The organism is Streptodolium elevatio (assembly GCF_053592165.1).
In genome coordinates this window covers 228,564-250,759 of sequence record NZ_JBSFVE010000013.1, presented here as the reverse complement: position 1 = coordinate 250,759, position 22,196 = coordinate 228,564, and the positions used below count along the sequence as shown (strand labels likewise).

Below are 22,196 nucleotides of genomic sequence, written 5' to 3'. Positions count from 1 at the left end.
AACCGATGTCGGGTCACGCCGCGCCGAGGTCGATGTGCTCGTCGGGGTCGTCGCCCAGGTCGTCGTGGAGCGGGCCGAGGTCGTCGAAGTCGACGTACGCACCGCCGTTGACCTCGTAGGGAGGCCCGGCGTAGGCGGAGAGTTCGGCGGGGTCGCTGGTGACCAGGGCGTGTTCGGCGGGTGAAGCGATCGCGTGGAAGGCGACGCGTTGGGTGCCGGTGGACAGCAGGCCCTGGCCGCGGTCGGCGGAGAGCAGGAACTGCCGTTCGCCGTCGGAGAGGTCGAAGACGTGGGTGACCTCGTCGATCGCCTGGGTGGCCTGCCGGAGGAGGATCTGTGTTGCGGCGTTGGCGATGACGGCTCGGCCGAGGTTGGTGGCGAGGACGTCGGCGGTGTCCTGCGTCGCGACGGTGAGGCCGGCCCAGTGCTTGCGGGATGCCTTCGCCATGCGGAACAGGAAGTCGGCGCCCGCGGTCTGCTGCATGAGCAGCCACGCTTCGTCGACGACAACGAGCCGGGGTCGGCGGGCCCGCGGGTTGGAGACCTGCCGCCAGATGGTGTCCAGCACCAGCAGCGTGCCCACGGATTTGAGTTCGTCCGCGAGGTCGCGCAGCGAGAAAACTACGAGGTGGCTGTCGGGGTGGGTGGTGGTCGGGCCGTCGAACAGGTCGGCGAACGTACCGTGGACGAACGGGTGCAGCCGCGCGGCCAGGCTCTCGGACACCGGGCTCCTGGCGTTGTCCAACGTCGTTGCCAGATCGGCGAGCTGGGGCGCGGGGCGCTTCCAGGTGCGCGGATCGTTCGTGATCCCCGCGTGCCGGTACGTGGCGGTGATGGCTTCGTCGAGCGCGGCGCGCTCGGCCGGGTCCGGCGGCTCTCCCAGGAGTACCGCGAGGAACGTGTGGAGGAAGAGCGAGCGCCGCACCAGGGCGTCGCGGGTGGCGAGGCGACGACCGTCGGGCCCGGTCTGGATCGGCAGGTCGAACGGGTTGAGCCGAACGCCTTCGGCGCCGAGGCTGACATGGGCCCCGCCCACTGCCGCGGCGAGGCGTGTGTATTCGTCTTCCGGGTCGATGACGTGGGCGTGGACGCCGCGGTACAGCGACCGCAGGAGTTCGAGTTTGACCAGGTAGGACTTCCCAGCGCCGGACCTGCCGAGGACGGCGCTGTTGTGGTTGTCGAGCGCGAACCGGTCCCAGTGCACCAGACCCTGCGAGCCGAGGTTGTACCCGTACAGCACGCCGCTCGGGGCCGTCGCCGACGCAGGGTCCGGCGGGGCCAGGTCCGGGCTTGTGAACGGAAACGCTGAGGCGAGTGCGCTGGTGTCGAAGGTGCGGCGCATCCGGACGAGGTCCAGGCCCATGGGCAGGCAGGTGATCCAGCCCTGGAGGCTGCGGTAGGTGGTCGGTTTGCAGTCCATGAGCAGGCTCGCCGCGAGCGCGCGGACCGCGCCGACCTCGTCCGCGAGGGCTTCTTCGGTGGCGGCGCGGACGGTCAGGTAGAGGCCGAGCCGGTAGAGCTTGCCTTCGCCGCGCGCGACCCGGGAGGACAGGTCGTAGGCGTCCTCGGTGGCGGCCTCGACCTGGGGGTCGAGGAGCTGGCCGCGCTCATAGGTGTGGCGGCGCCCGGATTCGAGCTTGGCCAACTGCTTCTTCAGCCGGTGCGCCGCGGTCGCGGGGTCGATCGGTTCGATGTGGAGGGAGACGTCCACGCGACCCGGGTACGTCAGCAGCGGCTGCAACCATCCGGGGTGGACCTCGCGCGGGTATCCGGTGACCGCGAAGGAGGCCACCCACTCGCCGCCGACCTCGACGTGCCGCGGGCCGACGACCAGGGAATCGGGCGCGAACGCCCCGGCCGTACCGAACGGTTCATGTCGTGTGTCGCTTCGCCGTGGCTTCACGAGTACGGCTCCTGTTCCCACGTGTCGGGGTCCGGGTAGTAGCTGAAGGCGTCGGTCTGCGGCGGAGGCCAGTCGCCGGCGTCGCGCTCGGCCCAGAACTCCTCGCCGGTGTCGGCGCCTTCGGGATGGGGACGGGTGATGATGTCGCCCGCACCGGCGATGTCCGCGGACGGCAGCAGGACACTGTCGGGGTTGCACGCCGACGCCAGCACAGCCGTCGCCTGCCCCGCGTCCAGAGCGGTGACCGCGATCCCGACGGGATGCAGCAGTTCCCGCGCCTCGGCGACCCGGCGCCGCAAACGCGCTTCGGCGGCGCGTTCGACGGCGTCACCGCGCCGCGCCCGACGGGTCCGCCGGGGCCGGCGGCGGCGCAGCGCCGCGAATACGGACGCTCCGCCGGTTCCGTCTGCCGGACGGGTCGGATGCAGCGGTTCGCGCAGGACGAGAAGAACCTGCCGCCGCAGCAGGTCGTTGTCGTCGCCGAGCTGGGCCAGGAAATCGGCGTGCTCGCGCGCGGCGTCCGCCAGCGCCGGGTGCGGCAGATCCTGGGCCTGCTCGCGGAGTTCGGCGATCTGCGCGGACACGTCGACGCGTTCGGCCCGCACCAGCACCTGGACCGACGCGGTCAGCGAGTGCAGGTACCGGCCGAACGACGCGATGAGGGATTCCTGCTCGGTGACGGTCCGCAGCGCGAAGTTCACCGTGCCGCATGCCGCGACCACGGCGAGGCCGTCCGCTCCGAGGTCGACGACGCCGGTGTCGCGGACGTCTTCGGCCGGAAGATGCAGCTCAGCCGGGGGCACTGAATTAGCACCACCGTCGGCAGGCGCTGCGACACCGCGGCGGCTGAGCCAGGACGGGACCGGGGTCACGCCCTCCGGGGCGGTGACCCGGCGCCGGGGGCTCAAACGCTGGCGCACCGCCGCCGCGATCAGCCGGTCCAGAGGCAGCCCGTCACGCTGCCCTAGGGCCAAAGCAGCGCCGATCACCGCGACCGGGAACGCTACCGCCGCCCAGACAAGCATGGGGATCAGCGGGCGGCCGAGCAACCAGCTCCCGTACAGGAGCAGGGCGGTGACCGTGAGGATGAGCAACTGGCGGGCTGTGAGCCCCAGCAGGACGCGGTCCTCGCGGTCGATGTCGGCCGGGATGCGTACGGGCATGTATTCGTCGGCGGCGTCGCCGCTCCAGGACTGGGACATCTTTCACCTCCGTTCAGGGGTCTCACTCGTTGTCGAGTGAGGGGCGGATCCGCATCGACGGGCCGCCGGCGGCGGGCGACAGCCACGCCCGCGGGACCGGGCCGCGCAGCGGGTAGTTCGGCGGCGGCGACAGCGGCACCCCGGCCGGGGTGTAGCGCAGGCGCCGCAGGATCTGGCGCTGCGCTGGTGGCAGCGAACGCCACTGCGGTGGGGGCGGTGATGGTGGCGAACTGGTGCCGCTTTGAGCCGTGTTCGCCACAGGCGGGATGGGGCGCTGCGCCCGCGGGGGCCGAGCCGGGCCCGTTCGCGGTTGCCCGGGGGTGCTGCGCTGCCCCGGCCTCCTCGCAGATGTCGGAGGCGGCGGGGTCCCCGCGCCCTGTCCACGGGCCCTCGCGGAAAGAGACTGCCCCGGCTGCGGATTCGGTGCACGGGTTGCCGGAGCGCCCGGACTGGAGGCGCCGGTCCGTGGCGTGCGCGTCCTGTGCGGCCCGTGAGTTCCTTGCTGGTTAGGCTGCGCGCCTTTCCTGCCCTGCGGGTTGCCTGTCGGCGTGCGGACGTGTCCGGCGCTGGTGGTCGCGGCGCCGCCGCTGCCGACCCGGGAGGGCGGACCGGCGGCAGGACCGGAGCCGGTCCGTCGCGGTCCGTTGCCGGTAGAGGGCGGGAGCGGTGGCGCTGGGGGGACGGGTGGTGGCGGTTGTGGCGGTGTGGCCGGTCCGTTGGGCGTACGCCGGTGGGCCGGGCCTGCACCGCCGGTGCGCAGCGTGCGCCGGCTGGGGCGGTCCCACGGGCGCTGGTCACCGTGCCCCCACTCGCCGGGTCCAGGTCGCCGGTGTTGTCCTCCACCGCCCCACAGTTGGTGCCAACGTCGCTGCGGCACGGGGCCGTTCGCGCCCTGACCCGGTTGTGGCCCCGGCCCGCGGCGCGGACCACCGCCACCGGGGTTACCGCCACCACCGGGCCTGCGGCGCGGACCTCCGCCCCCGCCGGGGTTGCGGCCACCACCGCCTGGCCCGCGGCGGGGATTTCCGCCTCGCCGGGGTTGCGGGCCGCCGCCTCCGCGGGGCCCGCCCCAGGCAAACCTGCGCAACGCACCCAGGCCCCCGCCGCGAGGCCGGAAGCCAGGCCCGAGGCGGCGTCCAAGGAGGAACGGCAGCATAAAGCCACCGAGCCGCGGACCTTGGATGGGCGTCCCCTGGAGGATGATGCGCCCGGCCCACCCGGGGATCTTCAGCAGGATCCAGAAGAGCGCCAGACCAGTGAGCATTGCCCCAAGGCCGTCCGTGGTGGGGAAACCGAACACCGTGTTCCCCTGCGCGTAGAACGCACGCAGCGCGGTGATCAACGTGATCGACTGCGCGACCTGAATGGCCAGCGCACCGATGAACGCCCGCCACCACAATCGCGCCAGCGGGTCCGTGAGCGGAGTTGCGTGGCACGCCAGCGCCAGCGGAGCGCTCGCGGCCAGCAGCATCACCAACGCCACACGGACCACGAACCCGAGCAGCACCCCGACGAGCAGGACGAGCCCGACCAGGCCCATGACCACCAGGTACAGCGGCCCGCCAGCCACCCTGATCATGGACGCCATCAGCGCCTGCGCCAGCCCCGCGGCGTCCAGACCCGAGCCGACGATCTCCTGGCTCAACGCGTTCGCCAACGCGATCAGGCGTGACATCACCTCCAACGAGGTCGCAGCGGCGATCAGACCGAGGGCGATCCGCGGGGCGATGTCCTTGGCGGCATACCGGGTCTGGACGGTCTGATGCGTCATCACCAGCACCCCGCCACCGACGATCAGCAGGCCGTAGACGCTCACCGCCAGAACGAGGTTGCGCTGCCACAGGTCGTGGACCGGGCCATTGGCCGCGACATCCGGGGTCGCGAGGAGGGTCTTGCCGAGGATGTCGAACAGCGGCTGCGTCATCTGCCGCAGCAGCATCCCCAGGATCATGCCCAGCGCGTTCCACAGCAGCTTCGGCAGATCCAGCGGGTTGGGGATGTCCGGGCCGCCCGGCACCCCGGGAATCCACCCGAACGCGTCGTCGGCCCAACTCCAGTCCCAGTCAGCCGGGTTCCACCACGCCGCCGGACCATACGGCGACACCCCGGGCGGGACCTGCGGCGTACCGCCCGGCGGCACAGTCGCAGGCACGGGCACGGGCACGGGCGGGGATGCCCCCGGATCCGGCGGCGCCTCGCCGGACGGGGACGGTGTGGGCGGGCCGGGGGTCGGTTCCTGTGGCGCAGCCACCACGGTGGGCCCGGACGTGATCGGCATGGCGGCAGCCGACGGCGCCGCTGCGACCGTACCCGCCGCCACGGCCGCGACCAGCAGCACCAGGATCCGGCACCGCACGACCGACTGTGCGCGGTGCTTCCTCGGCCCGCCTCGCATCATGCGTCCCGGGCTTCTTGCGGTGGCGGCGCGGGGGTTTGCGCCGGGTCGGTGCCGACGATGCCCTGAAGGATCTCCAGCAGCACCGGCGCGAGGATCGCCAGGGCGTAGCCGATCGCCGCGGCGCGCAGCGCGGCCTTGGCCTTCTCGACCTCCCCGGGGTCGCCGCCGGCCATGACGTAGCGCAAGCCGCCGATCGTCAGGAACAACGTGGCGAGGCCCGCGAGGATCCCGACGATCCAGTTCCTCGTGTTGTTGATCACGGTCGGGATGTCGTTCGCGGGGAACGCCGGAGCAGCACTCGCGAACACCAGCAGCACAGTCAAGACCGCGACGCGGGCCACGGCTCCCCGACGGGAACCAGCCCCGCGGCGGCGCCTTTCCCAACGGCCGCGGCTGGTGGTCCTCTCGGCGGCGCGGCGCCGCAGGCGGTCGAGGGGGCGGATACGTGTCACGCGCATCGGCGGGCCTCCGGAACAGGTGTGGGCCGTGCGGAGGTTGTGGATCCTCCGCGAAGAGAAAGGCCCCGTTCGAGGGCTCCGTTCGACACACGACCTGCCGTCGCCGCGAGCCCCGACGCCCGCCCGGGGGTCACAGACCGTGACCGCGCCGCGTGCGCCACGCTGATGCGCGTTGCGGACTCCCCGTTGGGGGCGAGGTCCGCCTGGACGCGGGAGGCGACCGGGTCGTCCGCGTCCGCGTCGCGGACCTCGTCGCGCAGGAACGCGACCAACCGGCGTTCGGCGCGACTGCGTGCCTTGTACGCCGCGGCGGTGGTGGTGTGCTGGGTCGCTGCCCAGTCCGTGATCGGGACCTGGTCCAGACGGGTGGTCCCGATCAGGTCCGCCTCGGTCCGGGTCACGACTCCCCAGCGGACCGCGCGCGCCAGCACAAGATCCGGGTGCCCCCACGGCGGGGGCGGCGGCAACGACCGGAAGCCGGGCGCGATCGGCGTCGGCGCGTCCAACGCCTCGTACAACGCGCTGTGCCCGGCGCGGAACGCCGCCCAGCGCAGCCGCACCATGATCCCGGGACGGTCCAGATCCACCCACGCGAGGCCGCGCAGGAACCCGGTGAGCACTTCGGCGTGGACGTCCCACGGCTCACCGGGGTAGCGGTCGGCCATCCACCGGCCCAGCGGTATCAGCGCCGGCAGCGCCATCCCGACGCACGCCACCGTCCACGCCGCGCCCTCCGTCCGAGACCGCGTGACCAGGTGCGCCCACGCCGCGTCGCGGGTCTCCAGCGGGCAGCGGCGCAACAGCAGCCGGTCCCGAAGCTCGTCCAGGGGAATCTTCCGGCCCGGCAGGTGGGGGAAGGCCCGTCCGTCCACCGCGAGCGGCGCAGGCCCGGTGACCAGCAGTGCGAAAGCGGTGCGGGCCATGTCCAGCGGGGATTGGGGTTCGCCCGGCGGATACGCCGTAGGGCGGGGGTTTTGTGTGGTCATCGGGAGGCAGCTCCTCGGCTTCGGGAAAACGACCCACCCAGGAATGCAGGGCTGCCACAAGAAAAAGACAAGAAGGAAACAAAGAAACCTCAAGGCGCCGAGGGGGAATCCGAGAACGATCGCCAGTTCTGCGGAAGTGAAGCCAGCAGGCACGGCCCACCCCACCTGCTGCGTAGCTTGTCGAGGCTGGAGATCAGGCTCCGACCTGCATTTTTAGTCGTTCCTTGAGTGCTTCTTAGACCGTGTCCTATGTGGCTGCGAGCTCGTTGATGTGTCATGGGGAGTTCGGGGTGGGGCTGGATCGTTCCTGACGGGTTGTGGGAGGTCGTGGAGCCGTTGTTGCCGCCGGCGCGGGTGCGTCCGCAGGGTGGCGGGACGGCGAACATCGATGACGAGGCGGTGTTCGCGGCAGTTGTGTACGTGCTGACGTCGGGGTGTGCGTGGCGGCATCTGCCGCCGTGTTTCGGGGCGTCGAAGTCGACGGTGCACCGGCGCTTCACGATCTGGTCCGAGTCCGGACTGTGGGGTCGGCTGCACCGCAGGCTGCGTGAACTCCTTGCGGACGCCGGGTTGGTGGATCTGTCCCGGGTCCTGGTGGACACCGCGCATGTCCGCGCGAAAAAGGGGGCGAACTCACAGGCCCGAGTCCCGTGGACCGGGGCGAGCCTGGTTCCAAGCTGCATGTCCTGTCCGACCGGGCCGGGCTGCCCCTCGTCATTGGGGTCTCGGCGGGCAACTGCCATGACAGCAACGGTTTGAAGCCCCTGGTCGAAGCACTCCTGGCCAAGCACGACCCGCACCGCGGCCGACCGTGGAAACCGGGCAAACTGCACGCGGACAAGGCGTATGACAACCCGCCGCTGCGGAAGTGGCTGCGCGGCCGGCGGATCGGCGTGCGGATCGCCCGCAAAGGTGTCGACACCTCCCAGCGCTTGGGTCGCCACCGTTGGGCCGTCGAACGCACCGTTTCCTGGCTGACCGGCTACCGCCGCCTGACCATCCGCTACGAAAGCAAATCCGACCTGTTCCTCGCGTTCCTCACCCTCGCGGCAGCACTCATCTGCTTCAAACGACTCCGCCGCCACACCACGTAGGACATGGTCTTAGTAGCCGAACCGGGGCAGAGAAGCGTCAGGATCCGCATGTTCCGCAGCCGCGCAGAGAACCCGCGATAATCCAAAAACGGGTCGGCACGTGACCCGCAGCAGGCCGACCGTCGTGCCTGCCCGCCGTTCCCGAGATTCTTCCGACGACCAGCCGGACGAGATTCCGATAACGGCTAGAGAAGTTTTTAGTAGGTGGAGCAGCGTCCGCGCGTTGGATTCTTCGCGCTGACCCCCGGACTTCATTCGCCACCACCGCGGGGCGAGCGCGTGAACAGCGAAAACGCTGCTCCCCATACGGCGACTGCGGCCGGTGTGCCGGGCCGACCCCGCGGACTCGTGTGTCCAACTTGAGCCCACAGCCCGCCTTCTGTTGTGTCCGACCTTCTCGTGCCGAGACCTCGGAGCAACGCATGACACCGCCACTGCACCGGCGTTCCAGCCCCGACGATTCCGGCGCGGACGACCCGGCCCCGCCCCGTCCGCGACACGCCCGGCCCCCGCGCACCCGCCGGGGCTCCGGACGCCCGCCCCGCCCGGGCACCGTGTGGTGGACCGCCGAACCTCGCCACCACGACACCGCCCGCCCAGGCTCCGAATGGCTCCACACGACGCTTGCGAACATCGCGACGATGTACACGCGTTCCGATGATCGCGTTCTCGTGATTTCTCCGCACCCCGCGCCGGCCATGGTCGGCGGACTGCACCAGGAGGCCGGGACCGTACCCGGACTCCACCGCGCAGTCCGCATGTGGATCCTCGACCCCAACACTGCGGCCGAGGCTCCCGCCGACGCACCGTCAGTTCCGGTGCCGGAGTCCGTTCCCGGACTTCGGCCGGTCCGTCGACAGACCGGGCCGAGTCAGCGTCCCGACCCAGCGGTCGGTCCGGACTCGGCCCGGTTTCCGAGCGGTCCGGACCGGTTCGATGTGGTGATCGCCGCGGTGGACCCCGACCCGACCGCATGGTTCGCAGCGGTGTCCTGGGACCGCCTGATCGCGCAGCCCGGCCTCCTCATACTCATCACCCACAGTGACCGTGCCGGGGCATCGCCGGATCCCCTCGGACGCCTGATCGTCGAGCTGCGCGGCATCGGGCTCGCGTATCACGATCGCCTGATCGTGGTGTCCGGCCCGGCATCGACCAACGCCGCGAAGCGAGGCTCCGACGAGTCCAGGTTGCGCGTCCGGGCTGAACTCCTGCTGTTCGCCACTGCGGCGGCGTGGCGACCTACCGACTGCGGGGTGGCGTGATGTCCCTGAATTTGGAGGTCTGGGCGACCGGTAGGCGGGACCGGTCCCGCCTGTTCACGGAACGAGGCTGTTTCGCCGGGGCAGGCGACGACACGGCAGGGATCCCATCGGCGGTCGCTGCCCGCGTAATCGCCCGGTACACCCGGCCCGGTAGCACCGTGCTGGACCCGGACTGCGGCGCCGGGACCGTCCTGGTCGAGGCGTTGCATGCCGGACGTCATGCGGTGGGCGCGACCACCGACCCCCGATGGTGGAGGATCGCCCGCGCCAACGTGACCGGCGCGAAGCGCGCCGCGGCCGACGGCGACGGCATGGTCCTCGACGCCGGACCTCGCAACGTCGCCGACACCGCGACTGAGGGTTTGGCCGGGCGTGCCGCGCTGGTCCTGACCGTCGTACGCCCCGCCCCGTCGCCACCAACGGGGGCAGGTGATGAACCGGGCCCGGCAGGAACGAATGCGCCGGATCCGTCCCCCGGCGGGTCGGCCGAGGAGCGGATTCGCGACGATCTCACCCGGCTGTTGACGTGGTGCCAACCCCTGGTGCGGCCCGGCGGTTACGTGGTCGTCGCCGCGCAACCCCTGCGGCACCGCTTCGAGTTCCTGGACCTTCCCGGATGCGTGCTGAGTGCGGGCCGCGCCGCCGGATTCCGCCCGGACCGGCAAATCGTCGCGCTCACCGCAAAGCCGCACGGCCGACGCCGCGCCGTCGACCATTCCCTGGCACCGCGCCGATTCGCCGCAGTGCGGGAGCGCGTGACCGGGTATCCGGTGGCCGTTGCCGCCCACTGCGACGTGTTCGTCTTCCGTCATGCGGACACCGCCGGCGCGGAAGGCCGGGTGCTGTTCCCGTTCTGGCCACCGGTCACTGGTCGCGGTGTCGTGTGGTCCGCGGCGGACGCGAGGGAGCTGGCGGCAGCATGAGTTCTTTGACGATCGTGCCGATGCATTTCCGTGACGCGTGCGCGTTCATCACCGCGCACCACCGGCACCACCGGCCGCCCCAGGGCATGAAGTTCGCGCTCGGGGTGGCCGCACCCGATGGGGTGGTCGGGGTGGCGGTGGTCGGTCGTCCGGTGGCCCGGCTGCTGGACGACGGCCTCACGCTGGAGGTCACCCGCACGTGTACGGACGGCACGCGCAACGCCAACTCGAAGCTGTACGGGGCCGCGTGGCGTGCTGCGCGTGCGCTGGGCTACCGCCGGCTGATCAGCTATACGGAAGCCGGCGAGTCCGGGGCGGGCCTGCGCGCGGCGGGCTTCGTCGCCGTTGCCGAACTCGCCCCGCACCACGGGTGGACCCGGACCGGACGCCCCCGCCGACCGCAGGAGCGGGCCGTGGCTCGCACCCGCTGGGAGATCACCCGACACCCCGACCGGGCCGCCGATGCCGAACCGCGCCCGGAACCGGTCCTCGACGGGCCCGAGTTGCGGGCCGCGTGACGGCAATTGCCAGCCCCGCCGGGCTTGTTCAGCCCCGGCACGCACCCGCAGCCCCAATCCGCTTGAGTTCAGCCCCCACGTCGCTACACTCGCAGCTCGACCGGCGGTTTCAGGGCCGTGACCAGCTCTTTTCCCGGCTCCGCGCGTCCTGTGACGCGCTGGCCGGGACCCGCTGACCGAGCGGCAGGCGGCGCCCCGCACGTCAGGTTCGCCTCGCCCGGAGGATCCCATGACCCCGTCTGTTCCCGCACCGGACCCCGACCCGGCAATTCCCCCGGACTCTGCTCTCCGCAACGCAAGCGCCACCACGCCACCCGGTGAGCACCAGGTCACCGTCATCCCTCCCGACCAGCCACCCGTGATCACACCCCCGGTCGCCGCAGCGCTGCTGCGGATACTCCTCGACGCGCAGCAGCGGGCCGGCGACCAAGACGCCACCGATTCCCCCGAAAGGAAGGCGGCATGACGAAGCCATTCGCGTTCGCCGGCAGGGTCTCCACCGAAGACCAGCAGGACCCCGTCGCGTCACGGAACTGGCAACTGAACCGGGCGCAGGCGCTCATCGAACCGGTCGGCGGGGTGATCGTCGCCGAGTACTTCGACATCGCCCAGACCCGAGCCCTCCCGTGGAAGCGGCGCCCGCGCTCGGCGGCGCTGCTGGACGCGCTCAAGGACCCGAACCGCGGGTTCGACGCGGTCGTGATCGGCGAACCGCAACGCGCGTTCTACGGCAACCAGTTCGGCCTGACCTACCCGGTGTTCGTGCACTACGGCGTCGAGATGTGGGTCCCCGAGGTCGGCGGCGCGATCGACCCCGAGTCCGAAGCCCACGACCTGGTGATGTCCGTGTTCGGAGGCATGAGCAAAGCCGAACGCCAACGCATCAAGGTCCGCGTCCGCGCCGCCATGACCGCCCAAGCCAAGATCGAGGGCCGCTACCTCGGCGGGCGCCCGCCCTACGGCTACCGCCTCGCCGACGCCGGACCGCACCCCAACCCCGCCAAGGCCGCCGACGGCCGCCGCCTGCACCGCCTCGAACCCGACCCCGTCACCGCCCCTGTGGTGGCCCAGATCTTCGCCGACTACCTCTCCGGCACCGGGATCCACGCCTCGCCGAGCGCCTGACCCGCGACGGCGTCCCCTCACCGTCCGCCTACGACCGCGCCCGCAACCCGCACCGCAGCGGCGTCGCCTGGGCCAAAGGCGCGGTCCGAGCGATCCTCACCAACCCCCGCTACACCGGCCACGAAGTCTGGAACAAGCAACGCAAACACGAACGCCTCCTCGACGTCGAAGACGTCGCCCTCGGCCACGAGACCAAACTCGCCTGGAACCCCCAAGAAGCCTGGGTGTACTCCGACACCCCGGCCCACCCCGCACTCGTCAGCCAAGACCTCTTCCGACAGGTCCAACAGCGCCTCCACGCCCGCAACGCCGCCTCCACCGGCCGCGCCGTGCGCACCCGGCACCCCTACGCGCTCAAAGGAAGGATGTTCCACTCCTCGTGCGGACGGCGCATGCAGGGCAACTGGAACAACGGCACCGCCCACTACCGCTGCCGCTTCCCCAGCGAATACGCCCTGGCCAACACGATCGACCACCCCCGCACCGTCTACGTCCGCGAGGACGCCGTCCTCCCGCCGCTGGACGCCTGGCTCGCGACCGCGTTCGCGCCCGACCGGATCCGGCACGTCCTGACCGCGCTCGAAGCCGCCCAACCCGACCGGGACCTCCGCGTCGAAGCCGCCCGCCAGACCCTCGCCGACTGCGACCGCAAACTCTCCCGCCACCGCGCCGCCCTAGAAGCGGCGCCTACCCCCACCTCGTCACCACATGGAGCCGCGACGTCCAGAAGGAACGCGCAGCAGCCGAATACGAACTGGCCCGGATCACCGGGGAGCACCGGAACCACGGGCGTATGAGCCGCGACGAGATCCGCGCCCTGATCGACATCCTCGGCGGCATGCTCACCGTGATCCGCCACGCCGACCCCACCGGCAAAGCCGAGATCTACAAGACCCTCGGACTGCGCCTCACCTACGAGCACGAAACGCGAAAGGTGCTGGCCGAGACCCGGCCAGCACCAACTATGTGCGTAGTGAAAGTGTCCGAGGGGGGACTTGAACCCCCATGCCCTTTCGGGCACTAGCACCTCAAGCTAGCGCGTCTGCCATTTCCGCCACCCGGACGTGACTGCTGCGGCCTGGGGCCGCGTTGTCTGGAGTAACGATACCAAGATTCGGACGGTGCCTGCGACGCGGTATTCGGGGCGGGTGGGGGGTGGGTGGTTCGCGGGGTCAGCGGTAGGCGACGCCGGGGAGGCGGACGAGGGGGGTGCCGAAGACCTGGGTCCAGTAGATGCGGTACGAGCCGCCGTGGGCGATGCCGATGCCGATCTGGGTGAGTTCCGGGGTCAGGATGTTGGCGCGGTGGCCCGGGCTGTTCATCCAGCCCTGGACGACCTCGGCGGGGGTGGGCTGACCTGCGGCGATGTTCTCGGCGACGCGGCTGTAGTCGTAGCCGGTGGCGCGTACGCGGTCGGCGGGCTGGCGGCCGTCGAGGCTTGCGTGGTCGAAGTAGTCGCGGGCGGCCATGTCGTCGCTGTGGGCCTGGGCCGCCTGGGTGAGGTGAGGCTCGGCGGAGAGGGAGCCCATGCCGTGGTTGGCGCGTTCGGCGTTGGTGAGGGCGATCACTTCGGAGCGGAAGCGGGTGATGTCGGCTGAGGCGGGAGGGAAGGGTGGGGGCGGAGCGGGGGATGTGGGTTGGGAGGGGAACGGGGCGGAGGTTGTGGGGAAGCCCGGCGGCGGGGCTGCGGCGGGGGTGGGGCGGGGGCCGAAGGGGTTGCTGCCGTCGGCGGGTGGCATGGGGGCCAGGGGCGGGGCGGAGGGATGGGCGGCCGCGCGGGCCGGGGCCGGGGTTTGCGGGCGAGGCGGGGCGGGGGTGTGCGGGCGGGGCGGGGGCGGCGTACGCGCGGGCGCGGCGGCGGGCGCCGGCTCGTCGATGACGTCCACGCCGAAGTCGCGCGCGATCCCGGCGAGGCCGTCGGCGTAGCCCTGGCCGAGGGCGCGGATCTTCCACGCGTTGTTGCGGGCGTACAGCTCGGCCAGGAGCAGGACCGTCTCGTGGTTGACGGGGTGCGGCGTGAAGCGGGCGACCGGGGTGCCGCGCGTGTCGGTGACGGTGAGGTTCGGCGTCGGGAGGTTGCCGAGGCGGGTCGCGGGGTCGGCCGGGCTGACGACGAGGGTGACGCGGGTGGCCCCGGGGCGGAGGGAGCGGGGGGTCACGGAGGCGGTGTCGCCTTGGAGGCGTACGCCGGGCGCGGTCGTCTGGTTGAAGAAGACGAAGTCGGCGTCGTCGCGGACGCGGCCGGAGTCGTCGGTGATCAGGAGGGACAGGTCGTACGGGCCGGGCACACGGAGTGTCAGTGCGCCGTCCGGCAGTGCGAGGTTGGCACCCGGGGCCAGGTTGGTCATCGTCCGCCCACTCCGTTCCGAGAAGTCACACCTGTGTTGTAGCCGATGAGCGGTCGGCCACGAAGGGGACAACGTTCGAAAGGCTCGGGACGTTCACGCGGCCGCGTCGGTGCGGTGTGCCGCGGGCGGCTGTTGACCCCTGTTCAGCAGCGGGTGTGGTCGGTAGCGTCTTCACTACGGGCCGCGACGCGGAGGTGGGGGCGGCGTGACGGTACGGGGGGCCGCGCGCCGGCGGTGGCTTGGGGTTGCCCACGGGCTCGGGGCGGTAATGGTGGTCGTCCCATTGGTACTGGCGTTCTTTATGTACCGCACGTACGCGGTCCCGTCCGGGTCGATGGAGCCGACGCTGCGGGAGGGCGACCGGCTCCTGGTACGCGAGGGGGGCGGCGACGACGTCACGCGCGGGGACGTCGTGGTGTTCTCGGCCGACGGCTGGTCGCGCGGCGCCGGCGGCGAGGACTTCGTGAAGCGCGTGGTCGGGGTCGGCGGGGACGTCGTCGCGTGCTGCGACGGCGCGGGGCGCGTGAGCGTGAACGGGTTTTCGGTGTACGAGAGTTACCTCGCGGATGGGATGAGCCCCTCGCGGGTCGCGTTCGAGGTGAAGGTGCCGAACGGGCGGCTGTTCGTGCTGGGCGACGCCAGGACGACGTCGTACGACTCCCGCGCGCACGTGGGCGACGCCTTCGGGGGCACCATCGCGCGTGAGGACGTCGTGGGGCGGGTCGAACGCGTCATATTGCCGCTCTCGCACCAAGGACCGGTCGAGGGTGCCGCGGTGTTCGCGGCGGCGGGCCTGCCTGGCGGCGGCTCGTCGACCGGGCTTGCGGTGGCGCTGGCGGTGGTGGCCGCGGCGGGGCTGATGCTGAATCTGGCAGCCGGTACGGTCGGGGTCATCACGCATGTTCTAGCGAATCGGCCTGGCAATCGCGGGAGTTGGCGACAGGACGGGGTCGCGCCAGTGGCGGGTGGGGATGCCGACCAGGCCGTACAGCCACCGCACGGGCGAGCGTTTCCAGAGGAGTAGCGGCCCGACGGTCGCGGTGAAGACGGCGAGACCGATCCACCAGCCGGTCGCGTGGACGAGCAGGCTCGCGTACAGGGCTCCGAGAAACGGCATGGCGTGTACGCCGGCGGCCGCGATGGCGAGGGCGACGATGCGCGGCACTTTGCGGTCGGCGTCGGCGCCGGGGAGCCGCCAGCCCTCGTAGAGCCAGCTGATCTCGGTCATGAGCATCAGCATGATCACCGGGCCGCCGAGGAAGAGGAGGGCCAGGAACGTCCCGGACGTCGCGAAGTGCGAGACGTTATTGGCCACTTGGTCGGACGGCCAGCCGTTGAACTCTCCGGGGTTGGTGCTCAGGACACGCTGGTAGCCGCGGCCGTCCCAGCCGTGGATCAGCGTGCCGAAGAGCAGGAAGTACGCGGCCACGACCTGCAGGAACGCCCAGTAGCCGGCACCGATGAGGGCGAGCGCGCGGGAGGCCCAGAAGCCCAGGATCGCGGCGACGGGGACGCCCCCGGAGAACATCAGTACGAATCCCGCCCAGAGCCCGTCATGCTCCGGAGTGACGTGCATCGTGCCCCACGCCGGGTTCTGCCACAGTAGGAACAGACCAGGCGGCGCAACGAGTATCGCGGCGAAGAGCACGGTGGAGACGAAGTACGGGTTGGCGGTCATCGCGCGGGCGCGCACCGCGATGACCGGCTCCTGTTCGGAGTCCGGCAGTGGACGGCGTTCCCACGCCTGCAACTGCCGAGCGGCGGCGAGCGCGAACGTCGCCCCGAGCGCGTAGGAGAAGAAGAGGACCGCCTGGATCGGGATCATCGGTGGCTCCCGTGCTCGGGGCTGTCTGGTGGTCGGATCGGGTACGCGAGAGCGTTCGCGGCTCGAGCCACACGCGGGGTGAGGCCGGAACTCCAAATCACCGGGGTCACATGCCTACGTGTGTGCGGTGGGGAGGGGTGGGGGTGGGGGGTGGGGGTGGGGGCGAACGGCGGACGTGCGGTGGGGTGGGGACGGGCGCGCGGGTCGCGATGGGCGTGAGCGTGCGCCCGGCTGTGGGCGTGTGCGTGCGCGCGGATGGCACCGGGACCACCCTCAGCCCGCGCGAATCGCCAGATTGTCCGTGCCGATCCGATCCGCCGTCACCAACGCCTGCTCCGCCTCCACCCGCGTCATGAACACGAACGGCGGAATGATCGGCGGCAGCGGCAACCCCTCCGCCGAGAACGTGAGGCAGATCAGCCCCTCGATACACCCGTACAGCCGCGTGACATAGATCGTCACATCGCCGTTCAGGTCAAGCTGGTCCGCGTCGATCGCATACACCGGTCCCCCGTCACGCGTCCGCAGCCGGTAGTCCCGCAAACTCGCCGCGTTCATCCGCAGCACCAGCACCCGCCGCGCCCCGCCCACGGTCGGCACCTCGGTCACACCGGCGAAGGCGAACCCGATCGGCGCGAAGAAACTCGACGTCACCGTAGGGGGGTTCGACCCGACGGTCACCGCCTCCGACACCGCGGCCAAGGTCGGCCGTACGCACTCCCCACCCCGCCCGCACCCCGTGTCGGACGCGACCGCCTTCCCCGCCCCCGGCCCCAGGCTCGCGGCAACCAGCAGCAGCGGTACGGCTAATGCCACCCCCGCGGCACCGGCGCGCCCCTCCCCCGGCCCGCCACGCCGCTTGGACGTACGCTCGCCCGGCAGCGATCCGTCCGACGCGCCGCCCGCCCCGGCACCGCCCACACCGGCCGCGCCATCACCGCCATTCGCGACGCCACCGTCACCCGCCGCACCCGCCGCACCCGCCCCCGCAGCGCGATCACCCGTGCCAGGCCCATCACCTGACGCAGCATCATCCGGACCCGACGCGTACTCGCCCAGCCCCGCCGAACCACCGTGATGCTTCTTGTTACGCCATCCAAACCCCATCGAACTCCCCAGCACCCCAAGGGCCATGCCCACCAGGAAGCCGCCCAGGTTGGTCGCGGCGAACGACACGACGGAGGCCACCAATGCCACCAGCGACACGAAGTGCCTCTGCGCGGGAAGGAACCACAAGCACAGGCCGGCGAAGACAAGCACGGACCCGATGGCCAGCGCCGCAAGTCCGCCCACGCCCAACGTGATGAGGATCGACAACGGCGACATCGGGATCAGCATGATCTCCAAGCCGCCCGCGATGAGGTAGACACCGCCCCAGAACGGTCGCGTACGACGCCAACGGCGCAGCGCCCGGCGCTCCTTCGGAAACGGCAGGTGTCGGTCGAGCCACGGTCCCGGTTGCACGGCGAGCCGCTCCTTCTCGATGGGGGTACGCCGGATCCGCGTCGGTCGCCCGCCGAACGCGCACATGCGAACACATGCGTCCGAACACGTAGGCCCGACACGGACACTCAAGAAGAACGCACGTACGTCAGAAGCAGCCCTTGCCGCCCAGCGTCACCGTGACCCGCAAGCCCTTGAGCTTGAAGTCGCCGCCGGTGGCCGCCCAGGCGTGCGACTGCACACCGGACACGGTGACCTGGCCGGCCTGGAGGCCGAACGCTCCCGGATCACCCTTGGCGCCTTGCACCTTGTCGAGCGTCGAGGCGTCGCGCCCGATCTCGACGACACCGAATTCGGCGTCTCCGACGAGGTCTTCGGCGTCGATCACCAAGTTCTTCGCGGTGACTTCGCCCGCCTGTCCGCCCGCCGTCAGCTTGAAGACGACGTCGCCGAGCGGCGTCTTGACGCGCGCAGCCTGGCAGATGTCGCTGAGGGTCGCGTCGCCGATGGCGAGCAGGGACACCGGATGCCCGGTGCCGCTGATGTCGGTGTCGGTTCCCACGTACGACGCGAGACCATCACTCGTCAGCTTCCCCGAACTCACCTGGAAACTCGTGCCCGACACCGCGAACGATGCGGCCAGCGCCCCCTGAGCCATCGCCGCCGTCATGGCTCCGATCGCGACGATGGCCGGCACGCCGACCGCCACGGAACGCCGCCAGCTGGTGCCGCCTTCGACCGCGTCCTCGTCGATCCTCAACTTCGCGGTGACTCGGTCGAACACCGAGCCGCTGTAACCGATCACGTCTGGTACCTCCCGTTGTTCCCGTAGATCTGGCCGTATCCCGGGTCGCGCAGGGGTGCTTGGTTGCTCTCGGGTACTGAGTGCTGCGGTGCCGCAGTTGCATCTCGCCGGCAACCGGGCGCCACGAAGTGGCCTTTATCCACGGAGTGTTGCTCGGGCCCCACGGATTCGACCCCACGGACCGAAGAATGCAGGCGCCCGCAACTCACCGATATCGAGAATTCCGGGCAGGATTGGACCGCCGTTGCATTCGACCGCGGAATGACGCACGCGGCCGCACCGAATTGCCGTTCCCGGCCTTGCCCGACAGCCCGTCCGACGTCGGCCGGAATTACCGGGCAGCCGCAACTCGCGCCGTACGCGGGGCGACTCCTCTGGCACAATGCAGGCGTCGTCTCGTATCCGCAGACTAGGGCCCGTTTTGAACAAAAGTCAACAGCCGCCGGGCAGGTCGCCGAAGGCATCCGGCCGGGCCGGCGACTCCCCTCGCTCGCAGGAGCGCCGCGCCGAGCTGATCGCCGTCGGACGCCGCCTCTTCGCCCGAACCTCCTACGATGCCCTGTCGATCGACGACATCGCGTACCACGCCGGCATCGCCAAAGGGTTGATCTACTACTACTTTGCCAGCAAGCGCGGCTACTACCTGGCCGTGGTCGAGGACTCCGTCTCCAAGCTGGTCGGCAACGCCGAGGGAGCGCGGCAACTCCCGCCACGTGAGCGCCTGTTGCACACCCTGGACGGATACCTGCGCTTCGCCTGGGGCCACGAGGCGGCGTACCGCACCATCGTCAGCGGCGGCGTCGGCTTCGACACGGAGGTCCAGGCCATCCGTGACCGGGTACGCGAACGCCTGCTGTCCACGATCGCCGAGGGCGTGTACGGCCGCACGGAACTGGCTCCGCCCGCCCGCGCCGCACTCACCGGCTGGCTGTCGTACGTCGAAGGCTTCACCCTCGACTGGATCCAACATCGCGACATGGAACGCGACTTCGCCCTCAGGATGCTCGCGGCCGCACTCCTCGACACTCTGCGCACCATCGAGCGATTCGCGCCCGACCACCCAGCCCCGCCCGCCGACGGCTGAGCCACCCGCCGAAAGCACCGTCCCGAGTTGCGCCCCCGAGTTGCGGCGCCGAGGCACGATCCCGAGTCGCGACCCCTAACGCTTCTCCCGCACATCGAATCCCGGTGAACCCCATCGAATCCCGCGGATTCCCCCGTGACTGTTGACACCGGGAATAGGTCCTTGCAAGGTTCATAGTCGCGCGTCCACCGCTCGCAAGTCCCCCTCCACCAAAGCCCGGAGGAATCATGGCTGCAACAGCCGCGGACAAACTCACGGCGGAACTCGGCGCACCACCCACGGAACGCTTCTGCGAACTCGACGATCGAGACCTGGAATTCCTGGCGGACGCCCTGCGGCATGCCCGCGAGGAACAGGCGGCAGGCCTCGACCGTGCCGCCGAGGATTCGTTGAAGATGGTCCCGGCGATCGCGCGCGGACCCGTCCGCCGCATTCTCTTCAGGTAGGTGACCGGCATGGACACACTCCGCACCCGCGCCGAGGTCGAGAAGATCGCCCGCTTCCTGGACGCCGACACCGAGCGCCTGGCCTTCCTGGCCGCGCTCCCCGCGTCCGAGGTACGCCGCTTCCGCGAGCAGGTCACCGCAGGCCTGTTCGACAACCAGCCGGACATGCTCGACCGTATCGCCAAGGCCACCAAGCTGGTCCCCACTTCCATCGCGGCGACGATCTCGCAGAAGGCGCTCGGCCCGAAGCTCGCGGCGCGCGTCGCGGGGCGCCTCGAACCGGCGCGCGCGGCCGACATCATCGAGAAGCTCCCGATCGGCTTCGTCGCCGACTCGTGCGCGCACCTCGACCCGCGCCGGGTACGCGATCTCGTGGAACGGCTCCACGAGGACACGGTCGTCCGCATCGGTGTCGTCCTGGCGAAGAAGGGCGACTACATCACCATGGGCCGGTTCGTCGGCCACCTGTCCGACCCCGCGCTGCGCCGCATCCTCGACCAGGTGGCCGACGACGTGGTCCTGCACGTCGGCTTCTTCGTCGACATGCCCGAACGCCTCGACCACATCGTGGGCTTGATGGCGCCGGACAAGCTCGCCGACGTCGTGCGGGCCGCCTCCGACGGCGCGCTGTGGGCAGAGGCGCTCGCGGTGGCCAACCTCGTGGGAGAACAACGCCGTGCCGAGATGGCCGGCTTTGCCGCGCGCCAGGACACCGAGCAACTCGACGCCCTGGTACGCGCGGTCCACCGCGACCATCTGTGGGAGGCACTCCTCCCCCTCGTCGCCCTGCTCGACGACGCCGACCGCCGCGCGGTCGCCGTCCTGCCCTCGCTGCAGGCCCGGGAGATCCTCGCCGACGTCGTCCGCGCCGTCGTCGCGACCGGGCTGTGGTCGCAGTTCCTTCCGCTGGTCGACGTCCTGCCGGAGAAGTCGAGGCAGTTGGTCGCCGAGTCCGCCGGGGCGTTGGACGACACCGACCTCGACCGCATGGCGGTGGCCGTGCAGGAACAGGACTTGTGGGACGCGGTGATCCCGCTGGTCGAGCTCATGGACGACACGGCAAAAGAACGCGTGTTCGCGCTGGAAGCGTTCCAGGTCCAGGACGAGGCTTCAGTGCAGCACGAGGAGCAAGGTGCAAAGGCGGATCCAGAGCCGAACCCACAGCCGGATCCGCAGCAGGGCCCGTAGCGGGATCCGCAGCAGACCCCCGAGCGGCATCCGCCGGCCCGACACGGCGACCCCGACCGCGGCTGGTACGACCGCCGCCTCCGGGCCCGGTCAGTCAGTCCGTGGGTTCGAGCGGCGCGGGAACCTCGACGGCATCCGCGACACCCTCGCGCTCGCCACCCTCGGCACCGGCACCAACTCCAACACCGACACCGACACCGACACCGACGTCACCACCGGAGGCGGCCGCGCCCAAACCACCCGGCCACTCGTCCATGATCTGTGCGAGTGCCGGGTGCACCGCCCACATCTCGTCGCGCGTCACCGGCCCGGGTGCGGCGGCGTGCTGCCGAGCCCGCACGTACTCGTACAGGCGCCGGAACAACGGTGTGCCGCCGGTCTCCCACAGCTCCTCGGCGGCGAGCGTCAGGTGGAAGAAATACCACGAGTAGTTGAACAACCCTTCTTCCAGGGCGCGTTCCATGTCCGGCAGCGCCCGGAACCGAAGGGCGTCGACAGGCAAGTCGTAGACGACCGTGGTCATTGCGTGCATGGCCGGGAGCATGTCCGGCTCCATCTCGGCTATGTAGCCGACCATGCCCATGTTGGCGTGCAGTTCGACCAGCCACAGGTCGGGGTACGACGCCCAGTCCTGCTGGTGGTACAGGTGGGTCAACTCGTGTACGTGGACGGCCTCGTAGTACGGGACCAGCGAGGCCGGCTCGCCGTACTCCTCGCGCAGGTTGGCGCGCGTGGCGGGGCTGAGGTGCGGTTCGTACGATGCGAGCTGCTCGGCGTAGAAGGGGGCCTCGCCCACCGCGACCGTGGTCGCGCCCGCAATCGTGCGCGGCATGCCGTACAGCTGCATGTCCGTGACGCCGGACCAGTCCTCGGCATCAGCGACGTTGAGCCGCAACTCCGGTGCGACGTGCAGCGCGTCGGTCATCCAGGCGATGACGCGCTCGGTACGGGCGGCGAGTTCCTCGGCTCGAACCTCGCAGCCCGGACTCGCGTGCACAGGGAACGGGAACCCGGAGACCGGGGTGAGCGGACGGACTTCGGTGCGCGCCATGCCGGCCTCCCTGGAGCAGTCGATCAAATCCAGCCTAACCCGAGCCCATTTGGCACTGAATAGGTCTTTTTAAGTAGCCGCTCGGTGACTGATTGCGGACCGGCCGCGGACTGGGTCGAAGGGTGATCCACCCAACG

21 protein-coding genes and 1 tRNA gene are annotated in these 22,196 nt (G+C 70.8%); 11 read left to right on the top strand and 11 right to left on the bottom strand.

Features of this window, described 5'->3' with window-relative positions; genetic code table 11:
* Nucleotides 1-13: 13 nt before the first annotated feature.
* The 5 genes from ACWD12_RS24325 to ACWD12_RS24305 all read right to left on the bottom strand — a co-directional run bounded on the left by ACWD12_RS24325 (nt 14) and on the right by ACWD12_RS24305 (nt 6,947).
* Complete coding sequence (locus ACWD12_RS24325; RefSeq protein ID WP_450101304.1) at nt 14-1,903, bottom strand: VirB4 family type IV secretion system protein; 1,890 nt, start codon at nt 1,901-1,903, stop codon at nt 14-16.
* Nucleotides 1,900-3,105: a PrgI family protein gene (locus ACWD12_RS24320; RefSeq protein ID WP_450101303.1), complete on the bottom strand. Its 1,206-nt coding sequence runs from the start codon at nt 3,103-3,105 to the stop codon at nt 1,900-1,902. Before ACWD12_RS24320 ends, ACWD12_RS24325 begins: the two co-directional genes overlap by 4 nt.
* A gap of 22 nt (nt 3,106-3,127) precedes the next feature.
* Nucleotides 3,128-5,257: a hypothetical protein gene (locus ACWD12_RS24315; RefSeq protein WP_450101302.1), complete on the bottom strand. Its 2,130-nt coding sequence runs from the start codon at nt 5,255-5,257 to the stop codon at nt 3,128-3,130.
* Nucleotides 5,258-5,499: 242 nt separating this feature from the next.
* A complete protein-coding gene (locus ACWD12_RS24310; RefSeq protein ID WP_450101328.1) occupies nt 5,500-5,820 on the bottom strand; it encodes a pilin in 321 nt (106 codons plus the stop codon).
* Nucleotides 5,821-5,951: 131 nt separating this feature from the next.
* Nucleotides 5,952-6,947: a hypothetical protein gene (locus ACWD12_RS24305; protein ID WP_450101301.1), complete on the bottom strand. Its 996-nt coding sequence runs from the start codon at nt 6,945-6,947 to the stop codon at nt 5,952-5,954.
* Nucleotides 6,948-7,223: 276 nt separating this feature from the next.
* On the opposite strand from ACWD12_RS24305, the gene ACWD12_RS24300 reads away from it, so the two are divergent.
* From ACWD12_RS24300 to ACWD12_RS24270, 7 genes are all read left to right on the top strand, one after another.
* Nucleotides 7,224-8,041, top strand: a protein-coding gene (locus ACWD12_RS24300; protein ID WP_450101300.1) for an IS5 family transposase whose coding sequence is annotated in 2 segments (ribosomal slippage) — nt 7,224-7,566 and nt 7,566-8,041 — 819 coding nt in all. Because the reading frame shifts where the segments join, the coding sequence is not laid out codon by codon here.
* A gap of 938 nt (nt 8,042-8,979) precedes the next feature.
* Nucleotides 8,980-9,303 carry a hypothetical protein gene (locus ACWD12_RS24295; RefSeq protein WP_450101299.1) on the top strand — a complete coding sequence of 108 codons (324 nt, stop codon included), beginning with the start codon at nt 8,980-8,982 and terminating at the stop codon, nt 9,301-9,303.
* On the top strand, nt 9,303-10,226 hold the full coding sequence (locus tag ACWD12_RS24290) for a DNA methyltransferase (RefSeq protein WP_450101298.1): 924 nt from the start codon (nt 9,303-9,305) through the stop codon (nt 10,224-10,226). Before ACWD12_RS24295 ends, ACWD12_RS24290 begins: the two co-directional genes overlap by 1 nt.
* Nucleotides 10,223-10,744: an XF1762 family protein gene (locus tag ACWD12_RS24285; protein WP_450101297.1), complete on the top strand. Its 522-nt coding sequence runs from the start codon at nt 10,223-10,225 to the stop codon at nt 10,742-10,744. Before ACWD12_RS24290 ends, ACWD12_RS24285 begins: the two co-directional genes overlap by 4 nt.
* Before the next feature lie 229 nt (nt 10,745-10,973).
* Nucleotides 10,974-11,210: a hypothetical protein gene (locus ACWD12_RS24280; protein ID WP_450101296.1), complete on the top strand. Its 237-nt coding sequence runs from the start codon at nt 10,974-10,976 to the stop codon at nt 11,208-11,210.
* Entirely contained in the window at nt 11,207-11,869 is a 663-nt protein-coding gene (locus ACWD12_RS24275) for a recombinase family protein (RefSeq protein WP_450101295.1), read from the top strand. Before ACWD12_RS24280 ends, ACWD12_RS24275 begins: the two co-directional genes overlap by 4 nt.
* On the top strand, nt 11,866-12,666 hold the full coding sequence (locus ACWD12_RS24270) for a recombinase family protein (protein ID WP_450101327.1): 801 nt from the start codon (nt 11,866-11,868) through the stop codon (nt 12,664-12,666). The genes ACWD12_RS24275 and ACWD12_RS24270 overlap by 4 nt, the downstream gene beginning before the upstream one ends.
* 183 nt (nt 12,667-12,849) lie before the next feature.
* Here the strand turns inward: ACWD12_RS24270 and ACWD12_RS24265 are convergent.
* Both ACWD12_RS24265 and ACWD12_RS24260 read right to left on the bottom strand, forming a co-directional pair.
* Nucleotides 12,850-12,933 (bottom strand) — tRNA-Leu (locus ACWD12_RS24265).
* Nucleotides 12,934-13,041: 108 nt separating this feature from the next.
* Nucleotides 13,042-14,217: a CAP domain-containing protein gene (locus ACWD12_RS24260; protein WP_450101294.1), complete on the bottom strand. Its 1,176-nt coding sequence runs from the start codon at nt 14,215-14,217 to the stop codon at nt 13,042-13,044.
* Between the two features lie 268 nt (nt 14,218-14,485).
* Here ACWD12_RS24260 and lepB point away from each other — a divergent pair, with 268 nt between their 5' ends.
* The gene (gene lepB / locus ACWD12_RS24255) at nt 14,486-15,241 is read left to right on the top strand and encodes a signal peptidase I (RefSeq protein ID WP_450101293.1); all 756 of its coding nucleotides are present in this window, start codon (nt 14,486-14,488) and stop codon (nt 15,239-15,241) included.
* Here the strand turns inward: lepB and ACWD12_RS24250 are convergent.
* From ACWD12_RS24250 to ACWD12_RS24240, 3 genes are all read right to left on the bottom strand, one after another.
* Nucleotides 15,122-16,042: a hypothetical protein gene (locus ACWD12_RS24250; protein ID WP_450101292.1), complete on the bottom strand. Its 921-nt coding sequence runs from the start codon at nt 16,040-16,042 to the stop codon at nt 15,122-15,124. The genes lepB and ACWD12_RS24250 overlap by 120 nt on opposite strands.
* Before the next feature lie 273 nt (nt 16,043-16,315).
* Nucleotides 16,316-17,572 (bottom strand): DUF6114 domain-containing protein, encoded by a 1,257-nt coding sequence (locus tag ACWD12_RS24245; RefSeq protein ID WP_450101291.1) that lies wholly within the window; start codon nt 17,570-17,572, stop codon nt 16,316-16,318.
* 61 nt (nt 17,573-17,633) lie between these two features.
* Entirely contained in the window at nt 17,634-18,290 is a 657-nt protein-coding gene (locus ACWD12_RS24240) for a DUF6230 family protein (RefSeq protein ID WP_450101290.1), read from the bottom strand.
* A 421-nt stretch (nt 18,291-18,711) separates the two neighbouring features.
* Here ACWD12_RS24240 and ACWD12_RS24235 point away from each other — a divergent pair, with 421 nt between their 5' ends.
* The 3 genes from ACWD12_RS24235 (at nt 18,712) to ACWD12_RS24225 (ending at nt 21,008) form a co-directional block, all read left to right on the top strand.
* Entirely contained in the window at nt 18,712-19,374 is a 663-nt protein-coding gene (locus ACWD12_RS24235) for a TetR/AcrR family transcriptional regulator (RefSeq protein ID WP_450101289.1), read from the top strand.
* A gap of 227 nt (nt 19,375-19,601) precedes the next feature.
* Nucleotides 19,602-19,820, top strand: coding sequence for a hypothetical protein (locus ACWD12_RS24230; RefSeq protein WP_450101288.1), 219 nt, complete (start codon nt 19,602-19,604; stop codon nt 19,818-19,820).
* Nucleotides 19,821-19,829: 9 nt separating this feature from the next.
* A complete protein-coding gene (locus tag ACWD12_RS24225) occupies nt 19,830-21,008 on the top strand; it encodes a hypothetical protein (protein WP_450101287.1) in 1,179 nt (392 codons plus the stop codon).
* 94 nt (nt 21,009-21,102) lie between these two features.
* On the opposite strand, the gene ACWD12_RS24220 is transcribed toward ACWD12_RS24225, so the two are convergent.
* Nucleotides 21,103-22,059: a hypothetical protein gene (locus tag ACWD12_RS24220; protein WP_450101286.1), complete on the bottom strand. Its 957-nt coding sequence runs from the start codon at nt 22,057-22,059 to the stop codon at nt 21,103-21,105.
* Nucleotides 22,060-22,196 lie beyond the last annotated feature (137 nt).

What these genes read in the sequence shown, in the direction of transcription:
- ACWD12_RS24245 (WP_450101291.1), bottom strand. Translation starts at nt 17,572, where the DNA reads ATGTGCGCGTTCGGCGGGCGACCGACGCGGATCCGGCGTACCCCCATC.
- ACWD12_RS24320 (WP_450101303.1), bottom strand. Translation starts at nt 3,105, where the DNA reads ATGTCCCAGTCCTGGAGCGGCGACGCCGCCGACGAATACATGCCCGTA.
- ACWD12_RS24230 (WP_450101288.1), top strand. Translation starts at nt 19,602, where the DNA reads ATGGCTGCAACAGCCGCGGACAAACTCACGGCGGAACTCGGCGCACCA.
- ACWD12_RS24260 (WP_450101294.1), bottom strand. Translation starts at nt 14,217, where the DNA reads ATGACCAACCTGGCCCCGGGTGCCAACCTCGCACTGCCGGACGGCGCA.
- ACWD12_RS24280 (WP_450101296.1), top strand. Translation starts at nt 10,974, where the DNA reads ATGACCCCGTCTGTTCCCGCACCGGACCCCGACCCGGCAATTCCCCCG.
- ACWD12_RS24220 (WP_450101286.1), bottom strand. Translation starts at nt 22,059, where the DNA reads ATGGCGCGCACCGAAGTCCGTCCGCTCACCCCGGTCTCCGGGTTCCCG.
- ACWD12_RS24290 (WP_450101298.1), top strand. Translation starts at nt 9,303, where the DNA reads ATGTCCCTGAATTTGGAGGTCTGGGCGACCGGTAGGCGGGACCGGTCC.
- lepB (WP_450101293.1), top strand. Translation starts at nt 14,486, where the DNA reads ATGGTGGTCGTCCCATTGGTACTGGCGTTCTTTATGTACCGCACGTAC.
- ACWD12_RS24305 (WP_450101301.1), bottom strand. Translation starts at nt 6,947, where the DNA reads ATGACCACACAAAACCCCCGCCCTACGGCGTATCCGCCGGGCGAACCC.
- ACWD12_RS24275 (WP_450101295.1), top strand. Translation starts at nt 11,207, where the DNA reads ATGACGAAGCCATTCGCGTTCGCCGGCAGGGTCTCCACCGAAGACCAG.
- ACWD12_RS24285 (WP_450101297.1), top strand. Translation starts at nt 10,223, where the DNA reads ATGAGTTCTTTGACGATCGTGCCGATGCATTTCCGTGACGCGTGCGCG.
- ACWD12_RS24225 (WP_450101287.1), top strand. Translation starts at nt 19,830, where the DNA reads ATGGACACACTCCGCACCCGCGCCGAGGTCGAGAAGATCGCCCGCTTC.
- ACWD12_RS24250 (WP_450101292.1), bottom strand. Translation starts at nt 16,042, where the DNA reads ATGATCCCGATCCAGGCGGTCCTCTTCTTCTCCTACGCGCTCGGGGCG.